Annotated in this window: 17 protein-coding genes and 2 pseudogenes; 11 read left to right on the forward strand and 8 right to left on the reverse strand. The window is 69.3% G+C overall.

Going from position 1 to position 17,146, the window contains the following annotated elements:
* Positions 1-23: 23 nt before the first annotated feature.
* Entirely contained in the window at positions 24-536 is a 513-nt protein-coding gene (locus M2271_RS22170) for a DUF6879 family protein (protein ID WP_280889030.1), read from the reverse strand.
* A complete protein-coding gene (locus M2271_RS22175) occupies positions 514-771 on the reverse strand; it encodes a hypothetical protein (RefSeq protein ID WP_280889129.1) in 258 nt (85 codons plus the stop codon). The genes M2271_RS22170 and M2271_RS22175 overlap by 23 nt, the downstream gene beginning before the upstream one ends.
* Positions 772-990: 219 nt before the next feature.
* Here M2271_RS22175 and M2271_RS22180 point away from each other — a divergent pair.
* Positions 991-1,416, forward strand: a pseudogene (locus M2271_RS22180) (HAD hydrolase-like protein); the annotation flags it as partial.
* 90 nt (positions 1,417-1,506) lie between these two features.
* Here M2271_RS22180 and M2271_RS22185 read toward each other — a convergent pair.
* Together M2271_RS22185 and M2271_RS22190 are read right to left on the reverse strand one after the other, a co-directional pair.
* On the reverse strand, positions 1,507-2,322 hold the full coding sequence (locus M2271_RS22185) for a hypothetical protein (RefSeq protein ID WP_280889031.1): 816 nt from the start codon (positions 2,320-2,322) through the stop codon (positions 1,507-1,509).
* 119 nt (positions 2,323-2,441) lie between these two features.
* Positions 2,442-3,593 carry an ROK family transcriptional regulator gene (locus M2271_RS22190; RefSeq protein WP_280889032.1) on the reverse strand — a complete coding sequence of 384 codons (1,152 nt, stop codon included), beginning with the start codon at positions 3,591-3,593 and terminating at the stop codon, positions 2,442-2,444.
* Between the two features lie 269 nt (positions 3,594-3,862).
* Between M2271_RS22190 and M2271_RS22195 the strand changes: the two genes are divergently transcribed.
* The 3 genes from M2271_RS22195 (at position 3,863) to M2271_RS22205 (ending at position 6,576) form a co-directional block, all read left to right on the forward strand.
* Positions 3,863-5,092 (forward strand): Gfo/Idh/MocA family oxidoreductase, encoded by a 1,230-nt coding sequence (locus tag M2271_RS22195; protein ID WP_280889033.1) that lies wholly within the window; start codon positions 3,863-3,865, stop codon positions 5,090-5,092.
* On the forward strand, positions 5,089-5,592 hold the full coding sequence (locus M2271_RS22200) for a heme-degrading domain-containing protein (RefSeq protein WP_280889034.1): 504 nt from the start codon (positions 5,089-5,091) through the stop codon (positions 5,590-5,592). Before M2271_RS22195 ends, M2271_RS22200 begins: the two co-directional genes overlap by 4 nt.
* Positions 5,593-5,709: 117 nt before the next feature.
* On the forward strand, positions 5,710-6,576 hold the full coding sequence (locus tag M2271_RS22205; protein WP_280889035.1) for an LLM class F420-dependent oxidoreductase: 867 nt from the start codon (positions 5,710-5,712) through the stop codon (positions 6,574-6,576).
* A 104-nt stretch (positions 6,577-6,680) separates the two neighbouring features.
* On the opposite strand, the gene M2271_RS22210 is transcribed toward M2271_RS22205, so the two are convergent.
* Positions 6,681-7,538, reverse strand: a complete 858-nt coding sequence (locus M2271_RS22210) for a fumarylacetoacetate hydrolase family protein (protein WP_280889036.1) — start codon at positions 7,536-7,538, stop codon at positions 6,681-6,683.
* 444 nt (positions 7,539-7,982) lie between these two features.
* Here M2271_RS22210 and M2271_RS22215 point away from each other — a divergent pair, with 444 nt between their 5' ends.
* The 4 genes from M2271_RS22215 to M2271_RS22230 all read left to right on the forward strand — a co-directional run bounded on the left by M2271_RS22215 (position 7,983) and on the right by M2271_RS22230 (position 11,180).
* Positions 7,983-9,020: a helix-turn-helix domain-containing protein gene (locus M2271_RS22215; RefSeq protein ID WP_280889037.1), complete on the forward strand. Its 1,038-nt coding sequence runs from the start codon at positions 7,983-7,985 to the stop codon at positions 9,018-9,020.
* A gap of 211 nt (positions 9,021-9,231) precedes the next feature.
* Complete coding sequence (locus tag M2271_RS22220; protein WP_280889038.1) at positions 9,232-10,014, forward strand: helix-turn-helix domain-containing protein; 783 nt, start codon at positions 9,232-9,234, stop codon at positions 10,012-10,014.
* A gap of 99 nt (positions 10,015-10,113) precedes the next feature.
* A complete protein-coding gene (locus M2271_RS22225; RefSeq protein WP_280889039.1) occupies positions 10,114-10,530 on the forward strand; it encodes a hypothetical protein in 417 nt (138 codons plus the stop codon).
* A 134-nt stretch (positions 10,531-10,664) separates the two neighbouring features.
* The gene (locus M2271_RS22230; protein WP_280889135.1) at positions 10,665-11,180 is read left to right on the forward strand and encodes a hypothetical protein; all 516 of its coding nucleotides are present in this window, start codon (positions 10,665-10,667) and stop codon (positions 11,178-11,180) included.
* A 10-nt stretch (positions 11,181-11,190) separates the two neighbouring features.
* Here M2271_RS22230 and yidC read toward each other — a convergent pair.
* From yidC to M2271_RS22245, 3 genes and pseudogenes are all read right to left on the reverse strand, one after another.
* Positions 11,191-11,841 (reverse strand): annotated as a pseudogene (gene yidC / locus M2271_RS22235) (membrane protein insertase YidC); the annotation flags it as partial.
* Positions 11,842-12,007: 166 nt separating this feature from the next.
* Complete coding sequence (locus M2271_RS22240; RefSeq protein WP_280889040.1) at positions 12,008-12,328, reverse strand: DUF6412 domain-containing protein; 321 nt, start codon at positions 12,326-12,328, stop codon at positions 12,008-12,010.
* 243 nt (positions 12,329-12,571) lie between these two features.
* A complete protein-coding gene (locus M2271_RS22245) occupies positions 12,572-13,429 on the reverse strand; it encodes a class E sortase (RefSeq protein ID WP_280889041.1) in 858 nt (285 codons plus the stop codon).
* A 365-nt stretch (positions 13,430-13,794) separates the two neighbouring features.
* On the opposite strand from M2271_RS22245, the gene M2271_RS22250 reads away from it, so the two are divergent.
* The 3 genes from M2271_RS22250 (at position 13,795) to M2271_RS22260 (ending at position 16,991) form a co-directional block, all read left to right on the forward strand.
* Complete coding sequence (locus M2271_RS22250) at positions 13,795-15,267, forward strand: glycoside hydrolase (RefSeq protein ID WP_280889042.1); 1,473 nt, start codon at positions 13,795-13,797, stop codon at positions 15,265-15,267.
* A gap of 128 nt (positions 15,268-15,395) precedes the next feature.
* Positions 15,396-16,412, forward strand: a complete 1,017-nt coding sequence (locus M2271_RS22255) for an SEC-C domain-containing protein (RefSeq protein WP_280889043.1) — start codon at positions 15,396-15,398, stop codon at positions 16,410-16,412.
* Between the two features lie 123 nt (positions 16,413-16,535).
* Entirely contained in the window at positions 16,536-16,991 is a 456-nt protein-coding gene (locus M2271_RS22260; protein WP_280889044.1) for a very short patch repair endonuclease, read from the forward strand.
* Positions 16,992-17,146 lie beyond the last annotated feature (155 nt).

Consider the following 17,146-nt stretch of genomic DNA (forward strand, 5'->3'; position numbering starts at 1 on the left):
GGTGACGGTCCTATGTGAGGTGCTCAGTGCGCTTCGAAGTCTGCGTGCGGTGTCGCCCTGTCCCACATGACCTCGAAGGCTGACTCGTAGAGCTTCGCGATCTCGGGGTCTTCGGTGATCTCGGGCTCTGTCGGCTCGCCCTCTCCGTCAAAGTGGTTCAGGTACGTCAGCCGGGAGTCGAACAGCCAGAAGTCGTTGCCCGGCACGAGCAGGTCCGAAGCGTTCCGCCGGGGGAGCCATCGCACCTGCTCGCCCGCCGCGATGTTGAGCCCGTCTGTCACCTCGTGCTCGAAGCGGATGTACTCACTCACGGGTGTCGACACGATGCGGGCCCGACGTACCTCGACACCCCGCGAGACCGCCTCCGAGACGATCGTGTGCCAGGCGGCCCACCGCTCGGCCGGGTCGATGTGCCTGCCGGCCTTCCAGTCGACGAAGGTCGAGTCCGTCTTGCTGTAGGCGTCGCGGGCTTCCAGGTGGACGGCTGTCCTCTGGCAGTCGCGGAACAGTTCCTTAAACGTCGGGGGACTCGACAACCTTCTTCTCCTCCGGCTCGGCGTCCTTGGCGGCAGGCTCCCTGTCGCTAGGCAGGAAGAACTGCACCATATAGCGCGGGATCTCTACCACCGTCTCGTGCTCGGGGATGTCCATCTGACCGAGCCGCTCCTTGTCCAGAACCTTGAACCCCTGGACGAGGTACCTGTCCGTCTCGTCGTCCACGTAGATGGTGGGCGAGTTGCCGTCAGGGCTGTTCGGGTCCTTACCGAGCATGCGCAAGGCCGTGATGTCCTCCTACCTCGCCGGTGATACTTCCCATGCCAGAGCTTGCCTGCGCCTTCGCTACGATGCGAGGAACTTGCCCAAACTTGCCGGGGCTTGGCGTGTTGACCTTACGCAGCCGGGGCGTACCCGCCGACTACTATCCCCATGTGGATTCTTTCGTTCCGGTTCGGGGGTCAGGGTAATCGAATCTGTTCGAACTACGGTTTGGTGGTTCGGGGTGAGACTCGGACCTATTCCTTCGAGGCCATGACGAAGGCGGTCCGGCTGATCAACAACGGCGCCCGCTTCATCGCCACGAACCCCGACGAGACGGGGCCTTCCACTGAGGGTGCACTTCCCGCCACAGGGGCTGTCGCGGCACTGATCACCGCGGCGACCGGCAAGAAGCCGTACTTCGTCGGCAAGCCGAACCCGCTGATGATGCGCGCCGGGCTGAACGCGATCGGGGCTCACTCGGAGACCTCGGCCATGATCGGCGACCGGATGGACACGGATGTACTGGCGGGCCTTGAGGCCGGTATGCAGACCTTCCTCGTCATGACTGGAGTGACCCAGCCGGGCGAAGTGGACCGCTTCCCGTACGGGCCTTCGAAGGTCGTGAACTCGATTGCGGACCTGATCGACTACGTCTGATCGCGGGGAATCCGCGGCACATCCGCCGCACATCCGCGGCAAAGAAGAAGGCCCTCCCAGCAGGAGAGTGGGCGCGGGGTCCGGGGTCGGTCAGCGGCGTCTGCGGCGGGTCAGCAGCAGGGTGCCGGTGGTGACGAGGAGGAGGGCGAGGGCGGCCGCGATGGCTTCGGCGGTCGGGCCGGGGCCGGTTCCGGTGCCGGCGAGTTCGTCGGCACCGGGGAGCCGGCTGGGGTCCGGTGCGGTGGCGTCGGGGCCCGGGGTCGGCGACGCCGACGGTGACGGTGACGGTGACGGTGACGGCACCAGGTTCGGGATCGGGATCGGAGCGTCCGCCTCGATGTCGATCCCGAACAGGTAGTCGTTCGACTGCCCCACCCAGTCGCCGTCGTCCTCATGCCGTTGTACGACGGCCGCGTTGGCGGTGACGTGGTTCGGTACGGCGTCCGAGCCGACCGCGAGGCGTACCTTCACGCTGAGCGTCTTCCCCGGCCCGACGGTGAACCCGGGGAACCGGTCCTTCTCCCCGGCGAAGACTCCGACCAGCTCGTCGGAGTCGGTCCGCTCGAACGGGACGGAGTGCGTACGGGCGCCGTCTGCTGTCTCCTCGTAGAACTCCAGGTGGGGCTGCCCGGGTTCGAGAGCCCGCCGCTCGTCGACGAGGACGATCACCGGGTGGATGTTCCCGCAGCTCAGGCTGGTGGTGTTGGTCAGGTCGAGATACCAGACGCCGTATCCGCCCCCGGCCTCATAGGAGTCGGGCCCCCCGTGAATCCGAGCCGTGAGCGGAAAGTCCCGCCCCTCGGACGCATCCGCGCAGGAATCGGCATACGCCGGACTCACGAGCGGAAGCTGAACGCCGGCGGCTACCGCGAGGCAGAGCAGAGCAGACATAGGCAGTCGTCGCATAAACACATGACCATGCCGGGTGGGAGCACCTGATGATCGGCGCCGCCCCGACCGGGTTCACCGGATGGACGCGCGATGCCGCCCGATTGGCGGGCTGGGGGCATCGGCTGCGGGCGTCCCTACCCGTCCCCCCGCCCGAACACCGGCGCCAACAGCAACTGAGCCGCCCCCTCCGCGACCCCCCACACCCCGCCGGAGGCAACCCGCACGGGCACGCCACCCTCCCGACTCCCCTCCCGTCCCCCCTCACGCCGGGCCCGCGCCGCCAACACCGCGCCGACCCCCCGTACGAAAGCCGACGGATCCGCAGTCACCGTCCGGCCCCCCAGCAACACCAGGTCGATATCCAGCAACCCCACCAGATTCGCCGCCGCCTCCCCCAGCACCCGCGCCGCCTCCCCCACCTCCCGCCGCGCCACCGCCCCCAGACACAGGGCCTCCACGCACCCCCGGTTCCCGCAGCCGCACACCGGCCCGTCCAGCTGAATGACCTGGTGTCCGAACTCCCCCGCCCCGGTCCGCGCCCCCCGATGCAGGCTCCCGCCGATCACCAGCCCCGCCCCGAGCCCCGTACCGAGGTGCAGATAGGCGAAGGACCCGCCCTCACCGCCCACCGCGAGCCCCAGCGCGGCGGCGTTCGTGTCCTTGTCGACGACCACCGGCACGCCCAGCCGCTCCGCCAGGGCGTCCCGCAGCGGAAACCCGTCCCACTCGGGAAACCCGGTGACGCGGTGCAGGACCCCCTGGGTGTGGTCGAGCGGACCCGGCAGCGCGACGCCGAGCCCGAGCAGGGAGCCGACCGTCGCGAGCGACCCGGCGGCAGCGGTCCCGAGCGCGTCCCTCACCAGTTGCTCCGTCTCCTGGGCCACCGCCGTCACCACTGCGTCCGCCCCCGCCCCCAGATCCAGCGCGGCCCGCCGCTGCCCCACCACGGTCCCGGTGAGATCGACGAGCACGGCCCGCAGCTCGTCCCGGTCGAGGTGCACCCCGGCCGCGTGCCCGGCCTCCGGCACCAGCCGCAGGACGGTGCGCGGCTTGCCGCCCGTGGACGCCCGGCGTCCCGCTTCCGCGGCCAGTCCGGCCTCCCGCAGCCGTGCGGTGATCTTGCTGACCGCCTGCGGGGTGAGCCCGGTCCGCTCGGCGAGTTCGAGCCGGCTGATGCCCCGCGCACCCGCCGTGCGCAGCAGATCGAGGACGAGCGCGGTGTTGTGGCTGCGCAACGCGAACAGGTTCACGCCGACCGCCGCCCCCATCGCTCCCTTCCCCCTCATGCCATTCATCGCACCCGTACTCGCACTCGCACTCGTACTCGTACCTGCGCCCGTACCCGTACCCGTACCCGCGCCCGCGCCCGTACTGGACTCCGCGCCCGTCCCCGCGCCTGCGCCACCCTTCACACCACCCGTCGCCGCGCCTTCCGTACCACCCTCCGTGCCGCCCTCCGTGCCGCCACCACCTGCCCCGCCGCTTCTCGCCCTGTTCACGCCACCATTCTCCCCGCCGCTTGCACTTTGGCAACAGCGTTGCGAAAGTGGGACGTATGACTGGTACGACTGGTACGGCTGGTACCTCCCTCCGCGTGGGCCTCGTCGGCTACGGCCTCGCCGGGTCCGTCTTCCACGCCCCGCTGATCGCCGCCACCGAGGGCCTCGCCCTCGACACGGTGGTCACGTCCAACCCCGAGCGGCAGCGGCAGGCCCGCGCCGAGTTCCCGGACGTGCGCGCGGTCGCGACCCCGGACGAGCTGTTCGACCGGGCCGGCGACCTGGACCTGGTGGTCATCGCGTCCCCGAACCGGACGCACGTCCCGCTCGCCACCGCCGCCCTGAAGGCCGGCCTGCCGGTCGTGGTCGACAAGCCGGTCGCCGGTACGGCCGCCGAGGCGCGCGAGCTGGCCGCCCTGGCGGACGAGCGCGGCCTGCTCCTCTCCGTCTTCCAGAACCGCCGCTGGGACAACGACTTCCTGACCCTCCGTAAGCTCCTCGCGGACGGCGAACTGGGCGACGTATGGCGCTTCGAGTCCCGCTTCGAACGCTGGCGTCCGCAGCGGAAGGGCGGCTGGCGGGAGTCCGGCGACCCGGCAGAGATCGGAGGTCTGCTGTACGACCTCGGCAGCCACATCGTCGACCAGGCGCTGGTTCTCCTCGGCCCGGTCGTCTCCGTGTACGCCGAGTCGGACATCCGCCGCCCGGGCGCGGAGACCGACGACGACACCTTCATCGCGCTCACGCACGCGAGCGGCGCCCGCTCCCACCTGTACGCCTCCGCCACCACCGCCCAACTCGGCCCCCGTTTCCGGGTGCTGGGGTCCAAGGCCGGTTATGTGAAGTACGGCCTCGACCCGCAGGAGGCGGACCTGAAGGAGGGGAAGCGCCCGGGCACGACTTCCGACGCGACAGCCGACGCGACAGCCGACGCGACAGCCGACGCGACAGCCGACGCGACGGTGGGCACGACAACCGGCACGACAGCCGCCACGACGGCCGAGTGGGGCCGGGAACCCGAGGACCTGTGGGGCCGGGAACCCGAGGACCTGTGGGGCCGGGTCGGCGCTGGGGGTCCCCCCTTTGGGGGAGAGTCCCCGCTGACCGGCGCCGGCCGTCCCGTACCGACGCTGCCCGGTGACTACCCCGCTTACTATGCGGCCGTGGCCAGGGCCCTCACCGACGGCGGCGCCAACCCGGTGACCGCGCTGGAGGCGGCCGCCGCCCTCGACGTTCTGGAGGCGGCACGCCGTTCGGCCCGCGACGGAGTGGTGGTAAAGCTGTGACGCACAACCCGGGGATCACCCCGAAGTTCCACCCGGAGCTCACCCCGCCACTGGAGGAACTGGAGGCGCAGGAACGCCGCCTGGTCTTCCGGCAGTTCAGTTACGAAGACGCGTGGGCGCTGGGCTCGCTGCTGGTCGGCCTGGCCCGGGAGCGGCAGGCACCGGTCGCCATCGACATCCACCGCGCCGGCCAGCAGCTCTTCCACGCGGCCCTGCCCGGTTCGGCCCCCGACAACGACGTCTGGATCGCCCGCAAGCGCCGGGTCGTGGAGCGTTACGGCTCCGCCTCCTACCTGGTCGGCGCCCGCTGCCGCGCCAAGGGCACGACGTTCGAGGAGTCCTCGCGCCTGGACCCGGACACGTACGCGGCCCACGGCGGCTCCTTCCCGATCACCGTCGAGGGTGTGGGCGTGATCGGCGCGGTGACCGTCTCCGGGCTGCCGCAGTTGCAGGACCACCGGTTCGTCGTAGAAGCGCTGGAACAGTTCCTGGAGCTCTGACTGGAGCTCTGACGGGAGCTCTGACGGGAGCTCTGGCTGGTTGCCCTGACGGGAAGATCCGGAGGTACCCTCCGATTGGTACGTATGTACTGCACCCCGACCGGAGGGACCGAACTGATGAGTGACGCCGTGAAGAAAGCCGTCGGACGGTACGGCATCTGGAGCGCCGGCCTGCGTTCCGAGGACCCGGCCCGGCGCGATGAACTGGCCGAGGCCGCGGCCGAGTTGGAGCAGCTCGGGTACGGCGCGATCTGGCTGGGCGGCAACAGCTTCGTCGCCAACGCCGTCCCGCTGGTGGCGGCGACCTCGCGGATCACCGTCGCCACCAGCATCCAGAGCATCTGGGAGCACGAGCCCGCCGACACCGCGGCCGCCCTCGCCGACCTGGAGGGGGCCCACCCCGGGCGCTTCCTCCTGGGCCTCGGCGTCAGCCACGCCAAGATCGCGGACCAGTACCGCCGCCCGTACTCGGCGCTCGTCGCCCACCTCGACGGCCTGGACGGGGCGGGCGTACCGGCCGACCGTCGCCTCCTGGCGGCTCTCGGCCCGAAGTCCCTGAAGCTGGCCCGCGACCGCGCCGCCGGCTCGATCCCGTATCTGGTCACCCCCGAGTTCACCGCTTACGCCCGCGAGATCCTGGGCGAAGCCCCGCTCCTGGCCCCCGAGTTGGGGGTGGTCCTGGAGTCGGACCCGACCCGGGCCCGTTCCCTGGCCCGCGAGGCCCTCGCCATCTACCTCAACCTCCCCAACTACACCAACAACTTCCTCCGCCACGGCTTCGCGGAGGACGACTTCACGGACGGCGGCAGCGACCGTCTGATCGACGCGCTGTTCGCCTGGGGCGACGAGTCGGCGATCCGCACCCGCATCGACGCGTTCCTCAACGCGGGCGCGGACCACGTGGCACTCCAGGTGGTGAACGACGAGCCCCGGGACTCCCTGCCGAGGGCAGCTTGGCGCCGACTCGCGGACGTACTGGCCTGACGGGGGCCCAAGGGGGCCTTAAGGGGCGCGGGGAACTGCGCGACCGGCCACGACCGGCCCGCAGCCGACAAATGACCGCAGTTCCCCGCTCTCCCCGCGGAGCGTTACGCGTCCTTGAACTCCTGGCGCTGACGGCCGAGCCCGCCGATCTCCAGCTCCACCACATCCCCGGCCCGAAGGAACGGCTTCGGGTCGGGGGCCCCCAGGGCAACGCCCGCCGGCGTCCCCGTGTTGATCACGTCTCCGGGATAGAGCGTCATGAACTGGCTGACGTACCGCACGACTTCGGCGACGCCGAAGATCTGCTCGGCCGTCGTCCCGTCCTGCTTCAACTCACCGTTGACCCACAGCTTCAGCGACAGGTTCTGCGGATCCGGAACCTCGTCCGCCGTCACCAGCCACGGCCCCAGCGGGTTGAACGTCTCGCAGTTCTTCCCCTTGTCCCAGGTCCCGCCCCGCTCGATCTGGAACTCCCGCTCGGACACGTCGTGTGCGACGGCGTACCCGGCGACATGGCCGAGCGCGGCCTCGGCCGACTCCACATACCGAGCCGTACGGCCGATGACGACCGCCAGCTCGACCTCCCAGTCGGTCTTCACCGACTTGCGCGGGACCAGCACCGTGTCGTGCGGCCCGACCACCGTGTCCGCGGCCTTGAAGAAGACCACCGGCTCCGGCGGCGGCTCGGCCCCGGTCTCGCGGGCGTGGTCGTGGTAGTTCAGCCCGATGCACACGATCTTGCCGATACGGCCCAGCGGCGGCCCGATCCGCAGTCCCGCCTGGTCCAGGACGGGCAGTGTGCCCGCGTCGGCGGCGTCGCGGATCCGGCTCAGGGCCGTCTCGTCGGCGAGCAGCGGGCCGTCGATGTCCGGAACGACACCGGACAGGTCCCGCAGGACCCCCTCGGCGTCGAGCAGTGCGGGCCGCTCCGACCCCGCCGTACCGACTCGCAGCAGCTTCATGGTTCCAATCTCCCTCAATCGCCGGCTGTCCGCCGACGGGTGCAGCACAGCCATCGGATGACTGGTCGATCCTCCAAGCTGCGTGTCCAGTCCGCAATACCCGTTCACGGAGTGGACCGAACGGGCAGGGGTCAGCGGCCTCAGCGATCTCAGTGGTCGCAGTGGTCTCAGTGGTCTCAGTGGTCTCAGTGATCAGCGGGCTCAGTCTTTTCGATCTTGAGAGATGGGCATCGAACGGGAGTCCCGATCGGGTGGTAGCGGGGCTCTGGGCCCATGAGAACAGGGCCTCCTGAAGAGATCTCCGTCGACGGCGAGGCGGAACCGGTGGCCATGGAATGGGCGTGAACGGCCTGTCCGTCATGGTCTTTCTCCCCGTACGAACGCAGGGCCGGCCGCCCTACCCTTGGATGGCTTGATGAGGACATGATTGGAGGGGGTGGTCACGTGATCGAGACCGTGTTGCGCAGTGAGGACTTACCAGTAGCCGATCGCTTCGCGTGGTGGCGGGAGATGACGTCACAAACGCTCACGCCCACGGAAATCATCAGCGACCACGCCGACGACTTCCGCGCCTGCTTCCGGCTGCTGGACCTTGGAGCCGCTCAGGTGTCGGTGCTGTCCTATCCGTCATTGCGCTCACGTCGCACGCCTGCGCTGGTGCGTCGCTCCGATCCCGAGCTGTACCACCTGGCCCTGACACTGAGAGGCCGGCAGAGCATCTCCCGTTGCCGGCGCGACGCGTCGGTGGCGGTCGGGGACCTTCTGCTGTATGACAGCTCGCACCCGAGCGACGCCTCGGCCTTCCCCGACGACGACGGCGGTGCAGTCGAGGGAATCGTCGTTAACGTGCCCCGCACGGCGATTCTCCTCCCAGCGGCGAAGGTGGACCGCCTCCTCGGGGCGCCGTTGCCGGGCGACAGCGGCATGGGGGCCCTCCTGTCACAGTTCTTGATACGCCTGGCACCGGAGTCCGACTCCTGTCGGCCGCGGGACGCCATACGTCTGGGCGGGCTCACAGTTGACCTGATCACCGCTTTTCTCGCCCACCACACGGACACCGAAGACGGCGTCCCACCCGAGAGCCGCCACCAGACGCTGATGGCCGGGATCCACTCCTTCATCGAACGCAACCTGGGCGAGCCGCAGTTGTCGCCCGGCGCGGTCGCCACCGCCCACCACATCTCCGTGCGGTACCTGCACCGGCTGTTCCAGGCGCAGGGCGTCACCGTGAGCGCGTGGATCCGGCAGCGGCGCTTGGAGGGCTGCCGCCGGGACCTCGCCGATCTGCAACTGTCCGACAAACCCATCGGTTTCCTGGCCGCACGCTGGGGCTATGTCCACGCTTCCGAATTCAGCCGCGCATTCCGTAGGACCTACGGGATCCCGCCGAGCACCTATCGGCAAGAGGTACTCCAGGGCAACAGTGCACCGGCCGCCGACTCCGGGCACCCAGGGGGACCTGGCGATCTGATGCCCAGGTAGCAGTAACACGGCGGCCTGCACGCCTGCGTTCCTTAGACGGTCTGGTCCTGCTTGGCGGTCGGTTGACGGGGTCGACCGGGGCGTCTGCGGACGTCCCTGAACGGAGCTGCGGGAACTGGCCCTCAGGGAGAGGACTGGCGGGACAATGATCTGGACGGCGTTTTCGACGGAACATCTGTCGGGGACTGAACGATTCGACTGCTGAGAAGCCATGGTCTTCCAGGCGCACTTTCGCACCACGATTGCCAGCGATCACCTGGATGACTTCCTCGCCAGCTCCCAGGCACTGAACCTGGGCGACATCCAGACCTTCGCGCAAAGCTACCCGCCCATGCACGCGCGCCGGACCCCGGCGATGATCCGGCAGAGCGATCCGGAACTGTGCCAACTCTGGCTCACCGTCCGTGGGGAGGTCGGGCTCAGCCAGTCGGGTCGGCACGTCGACGTCGGTGAGGGCGATCTGGTGCTCTACGACTCCTCCCGACCCTGCCAGGCCCAAACCGCCGCCCATGACCGCCCCGACGTCTCCTCACTGATCGTGCAGATACCCCGGGGCAAACTGCCCCTGCACTCCAACGCGCTCGACCGGCTCACCCTGACCCGCATCCAGGGACAGACAGGCATCGGCGCACTGTTCCGCCACTACCTCACCGACCTGATGAACCACGCGCCCCAGTACGAGGAATGCGACGCACCCCGCCTGGCAGGCGTCACCCTGGACCTGCTCAGCACCATGCTCGCCCAGGCCGCCCGGACCCCAGACCTCCTGCCGATCGAAACGCAGCACACCGTCCTGCGCACCCGGATCAACGCGTTCATCCAGCAGCACCTGGCCGATCCCCGCCTCGACGCCCGGTCCATCAGCTCGATCGCCGCACGCTGGGGCTTTGCGGAGCCCACATCTTTCAGCCGCGCCTTCAAGACGCTGTACGGCACCACACCACGCGACCACCGCCACCAAAGCCAGCACCGCAGGGCGCAGGCCGGGCGCTGAGTGCCAACAACCGTGCACGCAATGCCAACAACCCCACGGACATGTCAGGCAACATGTCAACGCATATCGCCCCGTTCATCCACAGAGAGGTACCGCCTCATGCTGAGCACCACATCACAGCACCGCCCGGTCCGGGCGGCCGCGAATATCCTGCTCGCAGTCCTCATGGCGTTCGGCGTCAGCACCGCGATCGCGCCGTCCGCGCAAGCCGCTCCGCAGGCGGAGTGCTGGACTCCCACGGCCAACGGGGAAGGGCGCGGGTACACGTACTGGAACAACGATAACGGCTACAACCTCAAGAGCGGGCCCTACACGGACGGATGCTGGAACGTCGGGTGGGTGGGCCAAGAAAAGTTGATCTACCTCCAGTGCTGGAAGAAGAACTCCTACGGCAACACGTGGTGGTACGTCCGGGTCGCGGGCACCAACGACTACGGCTGGACGTCGGAAAACAACTTCTGGGGCGACTCGGTGGACGAGAACGGCGACGGGCAAATCAGCTTCTACGAATGCTGAGACCCGCCCCGTATGGAAGCCGTCCCTTCTGAGCACTCTGGTGCGGAGGGGCGGCCTTCCCCCGTGTCCTTCATCTCACCGACACACTAAACAAGAGCACGGGATGCGCGCTGCCCACCATTGCGCCGCCCGACATGGCGCTGCCGATCAGCACGTACGGCGCCGCAGCCGTAACCTATGGCTTCGCGCAGCACGCTCTTCCCGACGGGTGGGGCCTCCGCAAGTCGATGCAGCGCGCCCTCAACGGCAAGGAAAGGCGCGAGTACACCTGCGGCTCCAAGAGCACTGTCCAGTTCGTCCGCAGGCCCGACATAGTGCGCGACGACTCGTGCGACGAGTATCCCTTCGCCTCAACCAAGCAAGGTGGCACCGACGGGGCACTCTGTGCCGAAATCACTCCGCTCCTCGAGGATGACGGCAAATATCAAGTGTATGACTCCGATCCGTCCAGGCCCGTCACTGGCAAGGAACCCTGCGTGCGCGGCCACGTGCCTGAGGACTTGAATGAGCTCGCCGGCAACGCGTACTCCCGCTACATCCAGGACTGGCGACTGATTGAGGATGACTCCTTCTGGGTGGATATCCCCGATTTCTTCGACAAGGTGAAAACTGGCGAAGAGAGCGGCGACGGAATCGTGATCGTTGATTGACGGAATAACCGGCGAGCGGCACCACCGCCACGGTGAACAGCGTGAAGAAGGACATGAGAGGCATGACCTTGCTCATCGCGCCCATCCCGGGCAGCTGCGCGCCGTCCCCCACGGGCACCGCCGGAGCGGCGGCCGTCATCGACTTCGTACGGCGGTAGTTGAACGCGGCGACCGCGGAGACGAGCGCGAACAGGCCGACGTACACGAGACCCGCGCCCCCGAACATCCCACCGCCGTCGCCGAGCGCGTCCGTCCACCGTTGCCCGAGGGGTGCGGCGAACAGCTGGTGCGTGAGCAGTTCGTTCGTCCGGTCGCCGATCGTCGTGTTGGAGAACAGGTGGTAGAGCAGGAAGAACGCGGGCAGCTGGAAGAGGCTCGGCAGGCAGCCGGACAGCGGCGACACCTTTTCCTCGGCGTGCAGTTCGAGGACGGCCTGCTGCAGCTTCCCCGGGTTCTTCGCGTGCTTCTTCCGCAGCTCGGCGATCTTCGGCTGGAGTTGGGTGCGCGCCTTCTGGCCGCGGGCCGCCGCCCGGGACAGGGGGTGCACGAGGAGTCTTACGAGTGCGGTGAACAGGACGATCGCAGCGGCGGCCGCGGTGGCGCCGAACAGCGGCTGGAGCAGGTCGGCCAGGTGCTGGACCAGGTCGGCGAACGCGGACATGAACACGGACATGGGTGAGCCCTCCGGGGGTCTCGTCGTGCCAGGAGTGGTGAGGAACGGCATGACGACCCGCGCGGGGCCCGGCCCGTTGGGCTCGTTGAGCTGGTTGCGCTCGTTGGGCTCGTTGGGCTCGTTGGGCTTGCTGAGCTCGTTGGAAGAGGGCGCCCTACGCGACGGTCGTCGGGAGGGCGTGTCCGGGCGCTCGGGGGCGGGTGCGCCCCCTGGCGTCGGGATCTCGCTGCGGCAGGAACGCCGTACGGCGAGCGCGGTCGCGGATGGCCGTACGCACCCGGGTGGGCGGGACGGCGGGCGCGGTGCGCGAGGCGAGGAGGGCGCAGACGGCGAGCGCGGAGCCGGCCGCTGCGGTCGCGGCGAGCGCGACGGTGACGGAGAGGCTGCTGCCGGCGTCGAGCAGCGCGAGGTCAAGGAGCAGGATCAGCAGTACGGCGACGGGACCCGCGGTGGCACTGGTCCAGCGACGGATCACGACCGGCCCCCTCCCTTCGTGCGGCTGTTGCGGCCCTGCGCGTACGGCTGTTGCGGCCCTGCGCGTACGGCTGTTGCGGCTGATGCGGCCTTACGGCCTCCGGGGCGCGGACTCTCGCGTCCTGCCTCCGACTTGAGTCCATCCTGCCTCGGTCATACCTGTATACCTGATCGCCGTGATCGATCACAGGGCGATCCTGGCCTGACCGAGGAGCTCGGGGACGGGCCCCGGAGGTGACGTGAGTCAGCGCGGTCTCACCTCTGCGAGCTTGGCCCACACCACGAGCCGGTACCTGGACGTGTACTCCGGGGTGCAGGTCGTCAGGGTCAGGTAGGAGCCGGGCTCGGTGTAGCCGCGGCCGGGGTGGACCGTGGACCGCGGGATCGGCTGGATCACGCCCCCGTCCCGGGCCGAGGTCTGCGGGAGGGCCCGGTCGACGGCGTACGTGTAGGTCGCGTCCCTGGTCTCGACCTCGATGGTGTCCTTCGGCCGCAGCCGGTTGATGTACCGGAAGGGCTCGCCGTGGGTGTTGCGGTGCCCGGCGAGAGCGAAGTTCCCGCCCTGGCCCGGCTGTTGGGTGCCGGGGTAGTGGCCGACGTACCCCTTGTTGAGGACGTTCGGCTTGCTGACGCCCTCGGCGACGGGGACCCGGAGGTGGAGGCGGGGGACGGTGAGGATGGCGTAGGCCTGGGAGCGGCGGGGCCCTGAGGGCCGGTCGCCGTCGGCGTACCGCTCCCTCGGCGACCCGGGGGACGCGGACGTGACGGACGTACCGGAATCACGGCTGCCGCCGTCGCTGCCGCCGTCGCCGGGGTCGCTGTCACCGTGGCCCGTGTCGCTGTCACTGTTGCCGAGGCCCGTGTCGCTGTCGCCGCGGCCGGTGTCGTTGCCGCCGTGGCCGTCGCCCCACTCCCGCTCCAGCGCCTCCACCTTCCGCTCGGCGCCTTCCCGGGCCTCCCGGTTGGTCCACCACAGCTGGTGCACGACGAGCAGCAGCACCAGGACCCCGACGGTGACGAGGACTTCGCCGCCGGTCCACAGCGCCCGCCGGCGCAGGGCGCGTCGGCGCCGGATGCCGTGGTGCACGACGTGAAGCCGCATGCGTACGCCTCCTCGACCGGGGCCGCCCGCACGATAGGCGCGGGGCGTCGAAGTAACCAGCCCGAACACGCCCTGGGCTTCCCGCCGTTCGGGATACCGGACTTCCTCCACAGGTTTGAGAAAGGGCTGACAGAACCCTCGACAACCTCACGCGCCACACCCGATGCTTCTCCTCCTGGCACCTGCCTCCCGGCACCTGCCTCCCGGCTTCAGCCTCGGGGCGCCTGCCTCCGGGCAACAGCGGGACAGGCCACAGGGCCGGTAACCGGCGACCGCCCCCGGCCCCCGGCGACCGGTTGCCGGTTGCCGGTTGCCGGTTGCCGGTTCAGGGACCGGTATCGCTCGACTCGAAGTTCGGAGAACCCATGATCCGACGCAGAACGCTCCTCACGGCCGCGGGCGGCACGCTCCTCGGCAGCGCCCTGGCGACCGGCACCGCACGAGCGGACGCCACCGTCGCCGTCAACCCCGGTACCTCGTACGGCACATGGGAGGGCTGGGGCACCTCGCTGGCCTGGTGGGCCAACGTCTTCGGCGCCCGCGACGACTTCGCCGACCTCTTCTTCACCACCAAGTCGGTGTCGTACAACGGCACGTCCCTGCCCGGCCTCGGTCTGAACATCGCCCGCTACAACCTGGGCGCGTGCAGCGGGAACAGCGTGGGCGGCACGACGATGACCGCCTCGCCGAACATCCCCGCCTACAAGCAGATCGAGGGCTTCTGGCAGGACTGGAACAACGAGGACCCCGCGTCCTCGGCCTGGGACTGGACCGCGGACGCCCACCAGCGCGCGATGCTGCTGAAGGCGACGGCACGGGGCGCGACGACCGAACTGTTCGCGAACTCCCCGATGTGGTGGATGTGCGTCAACCACAACCCGTCGGGCGCCTCGGACGGCGGCAACAACCTCCAGTCCTGGAACTACCGCCAGCACGCCTCCCACCTGGCCGCGGTGGCGCTGCGCGCGAAGAACGACTGGGGCGTGAACTTCGCGACGGTGGACGCCTTCAACGAGCCGTCGTCGTCCTGGTGGACGGCGACCGGCACGCAGGAGGGCTGCCACCTGGACGCGACCGTCCAGTCGGCCGTACTCCCCTACCTGCGCAGCGAGTTGGACAAGCGCGGCCTGACCGCCACCAGGATCTCGGCCTCGGACGAGACGAGCTACGACCTCGCGCGCACGACCTGGGGTTCCTTCAGCTCGTCGACGAAGGCCCTGGTGAACCGGGTGAACGTGCACGGTTACCAGGGTGCGGACGGCCGTCGGGATCTGCTGTACTCGGACGTCGTCACGTCGTCGGGCAAGGCCCTGTGGAACTCGGAGACCGGCGACAAGGACGGCACGGGCTTCACCATGGCGAGCAACCTGCTCTACGACTTCCGCTGGCTGCACCCCACCGCCTGGGTGTACTGGCAGGTCATGGACCCGTCCGCGGGCTGGGCGATGATCGCGTACGACGCGAACACCCTGCAGCCGACCACGGTCCAGACCAAGCACTACGTGATGGCCCAGTTCAGCCGCCACATCCGCCCCGGCATGCGGATCCTCGACACCGGCGTCAGCAACGCGGCGGCGGCCTACGACGCCTCGGCCAGGCGCCTGGTGATCGTCGCCCTGAACACCTCCGCCTCCGCCCAGACCCTGACCTTCGACCTCTCCCGCTTCACCACGGTCACCGGCGGCTCGGGCGGCCTGGTCCCGCGCTGGAACACGGTCACCACGGGCGGCGACACGTACCGGGCGTACTCGGACACCCGCCTCAGCGGCAAGTCGGTCGCGGTCCCGTTCGCGGCGAAGGCGGTGCAGACGTTGCAGATCGACGGAGTAACGCTCTAGATCGTGGCGTACCAGGACACTCCAGAACCCTCCAGAACGCTCCAGAACACTCCCGAGCGTGCCGGAGATCTAAGGCCTGGCCTGCACATACCTCTCCTCGGACACCTCTCGGCAGTACCGTGTCTGCCATGCGCCCCGACACCCCCGCCGAGACCGTCGACCACCCCGCCGAAGCGGCACGCCTGGAGCGGACCGCCGGCCTGCATCCCGAGGATGCCGAGGCCCTGCTCCTGCGGGCCGCGGCCCACCTGGAGCTCGCCGGCGACCGCCCCGCCGCGAGCACCCTCTACGACCGCCTGCTGTCCTCACCTGACGGCCTGGAGAACCCTCATCTGGTACGAGCCCTCAAGGCCTCGAACCTCTGGGAGTACGGCCACGAGGCCGAGGCCCGAGCGATCATCGACGGCGTCCGAGCAGCGTCCCCCCGCGACCCGGCCCCCTGGGTGATCGTCGCGGAGGCACTGGAATCCCACGACGAGCTGGAGGCGGCGCAGGAGACGTTCACGGAGGGGACGAGGCTGCTGCTGGCGGACGTCCAGCAGCCCCCGTACTCCATGCACCCGCTCCTGTTCGGCCGCCACCGGGTCCGCCGCATGCTGGGCCTCCCCCACGACGACTGGGACGTACTGGCGGACACCCTGCACGTGTCCCCGGTGTCCCTGGACGAACTCCACGACCCGAAGCGCGTCTGGTCCCTCGGCTCGGACAACCCGGCGGAACTGGAAGCGGAGATCTCCCGCCTCCGAGCAGAACTCGGCACCTACCGCGAGGCCCTCTCCCGCCCGTTCCCGGTAGCGGTCCTGCACTGGCCGGCAGCCGAACTCTCCGAACTGCTGGAGGCGTACCCGTCGCTCACGTCGGAGTACCCCTCCCACGAGACCCACCTGACCACCATAGAAACCTCCCTCCGCGAACTGGCCTCCTCCGGCACCCCCAACCTGGGCATCGTGACGGGCACGGTCCCGTCCTACGAAGCCTTCGCCGCGTCGGAGGCCTCGTCCCCGGAGGACGTCTCCCTGCTGCCGCAGTACGCGACGACGTTGGCGGCGAGGGGACGGGCGGTGGCTTGGCCGCCGGAGCGGGGGGCGGTTTGTTGGTGTGGGTCGGGACAGCCGTACGGCGACTGCCACGGGGCCTCCAACTGAGCATTCAATCCGTGGATTGGTGGTCGGGCCGTGGGCAGGTCTCGCGCCAGTTCGGGCTATCTGACCGGTGAGATAGTCGCCACCGAGAGGAAAATCACGGCGAGGCGATAGGACACTGGGAGCATGCAGGTTGCGCTCCCCTCCAGCCCTGATGTCTCGGCCCGGATGAGCCGGCAGACCAACCGGGACACCGGTGCGGAACGCGCGGTGCGGCGACTTCTCCACGCCTCCGGATACCGCTACCGGATCCACTATCCGGTACCGGGCCTGCCTAGGCGAAAGATCGACATCGCGTTCACGCAGGTCAGGTTGGCGGTCTTGATCGACGGCTGCTTCTGGCACGGCTGCCCGGAGCACGCCACCAGTCCCAAGGCGAACGCGGAATGGTGGCGGCAGAAGCTCGATCGCAACATCGAGCGGGACCGGGAGACTACCGCGCAGTTGGTGTCTGAAGGTTGGACGGTCATGCGCTTCTGGGAACACGAGTCACCGGAAGCTGTCATGCGTCAGGTGGCCGCGCATGTGGAGCGGGAGAGGGCAAGCAGGCGGAAACGGCACACGAAGGGCGGGGACAGATGAGCGGATTGGGTTCGTCGACCCGCGCGCGGGTGCCCACCGGTCTGCGTCGCGCCAACAGGCCATGGCCATCGGGCGGCGCAGGGCTCGGCCCACGGACACATACTCGCGAACAGTGGCCTCAGCCAGCCCTCCCGCCCGTTCACCGGGAAGAAGAC

Origin of the sequence: Streptomyces sp. LBL, assembly GCF_029893585.1 — a bacterium.
Taxonomy (GTDB): domain Bacteria; phylum Actinomycetota; class Actinomycetes; order Streptomycetales; family Streptomycetaceae; genus Streptomyces.

Coding starts and splice junctions, on each gene's coding strand:
- M2271_RS22175 (WP_280889129.1), bottom strand. CDS start 771: ATGCTCGGTAAGGACCCGAACAGCCCTGACGGCAACTCGCCCACCATC.
- M2271_RS22250 (WP_280889042.1), top strand. CDS start 13,795: ATGATCCGACGCAGAACGCTCCTCACGGCCGCGGGCGGCACGCTCCTC.
- M2271_RS22190 (WP_280889032.1), bottom strand. CDS start 3,593: ATGAGGGGGAAGGGAGCGATGGGGGCGGCGGTCGGCGTGAACCTGTTC.
- M2271_RS22255 (WP_280889043.1), top strand. CDS start 15,396: ATGCGCCCCGACACCCCCGCCGAGACCGTCGACCACCCCGCCGAAGCG.
- M2271_RS22195 (WP_280889033.1), top strand. CDS start 3,863: ATGACTGGTACGACTGGTACGGCTGGTACCTCCCTCCGCGTGGGCCTC.
- M2271_RS22210 (WP_280889036.1), bottom strand. CDS start 7,538: ATGAAGCTGCTGCGAGTCGGTACGGCGGGGTCGGAGCGGCCCGCACTG.
- M2271_RS22220 (WP_280889038.1), top strand. CDS start 9,232: ATGGTCTTCCAGGCGCACTTTCGCACCACGATTGCCAGCGATCACCTG.
- M2271_RS22245 (WP_280889041.1), bottom strand. CDS start 13,429: ATGCGGCTTCACGTCGTGCACCACGGCATCCGGCGCCGACGCGCCCTG.
- M2271_RS22185 (WP_280889031.1), bottom strand. CDS start 2,322: ATGCGACGACTGCCTATGTCTGCTCTGCTCTGCCTCGCGGTAGCCGCC.
- M2271_RS22230 (WP_280889135.1), top strand. CDS start 10,665: ATGGCGCTGCCGATCAGCACGTACGGCGCCGCAGCCGTAACCTATGGC.
- M2271_RS22260 (WP_280889044.1), top strand. CDS start 16,536: ATGCAGGTTGCGCTCCCCTCCAGCCCTGATGTCTCGGCCCGGATGAGC.
- M2271_RS22205 (WP_280889035.1), top strand. CDS start 5,710: ATGAGTGACGCCGTGAAGAAAGCCGTCGGACGGTACGGCATCTGGAGC.
- M2271_RS22225 (WP_280889039.1), top strand. CDS start 10,114: ATGCTGAGCACCACATCACAGCACCGCCCGGTCCGGGCGGCCGCGAAT.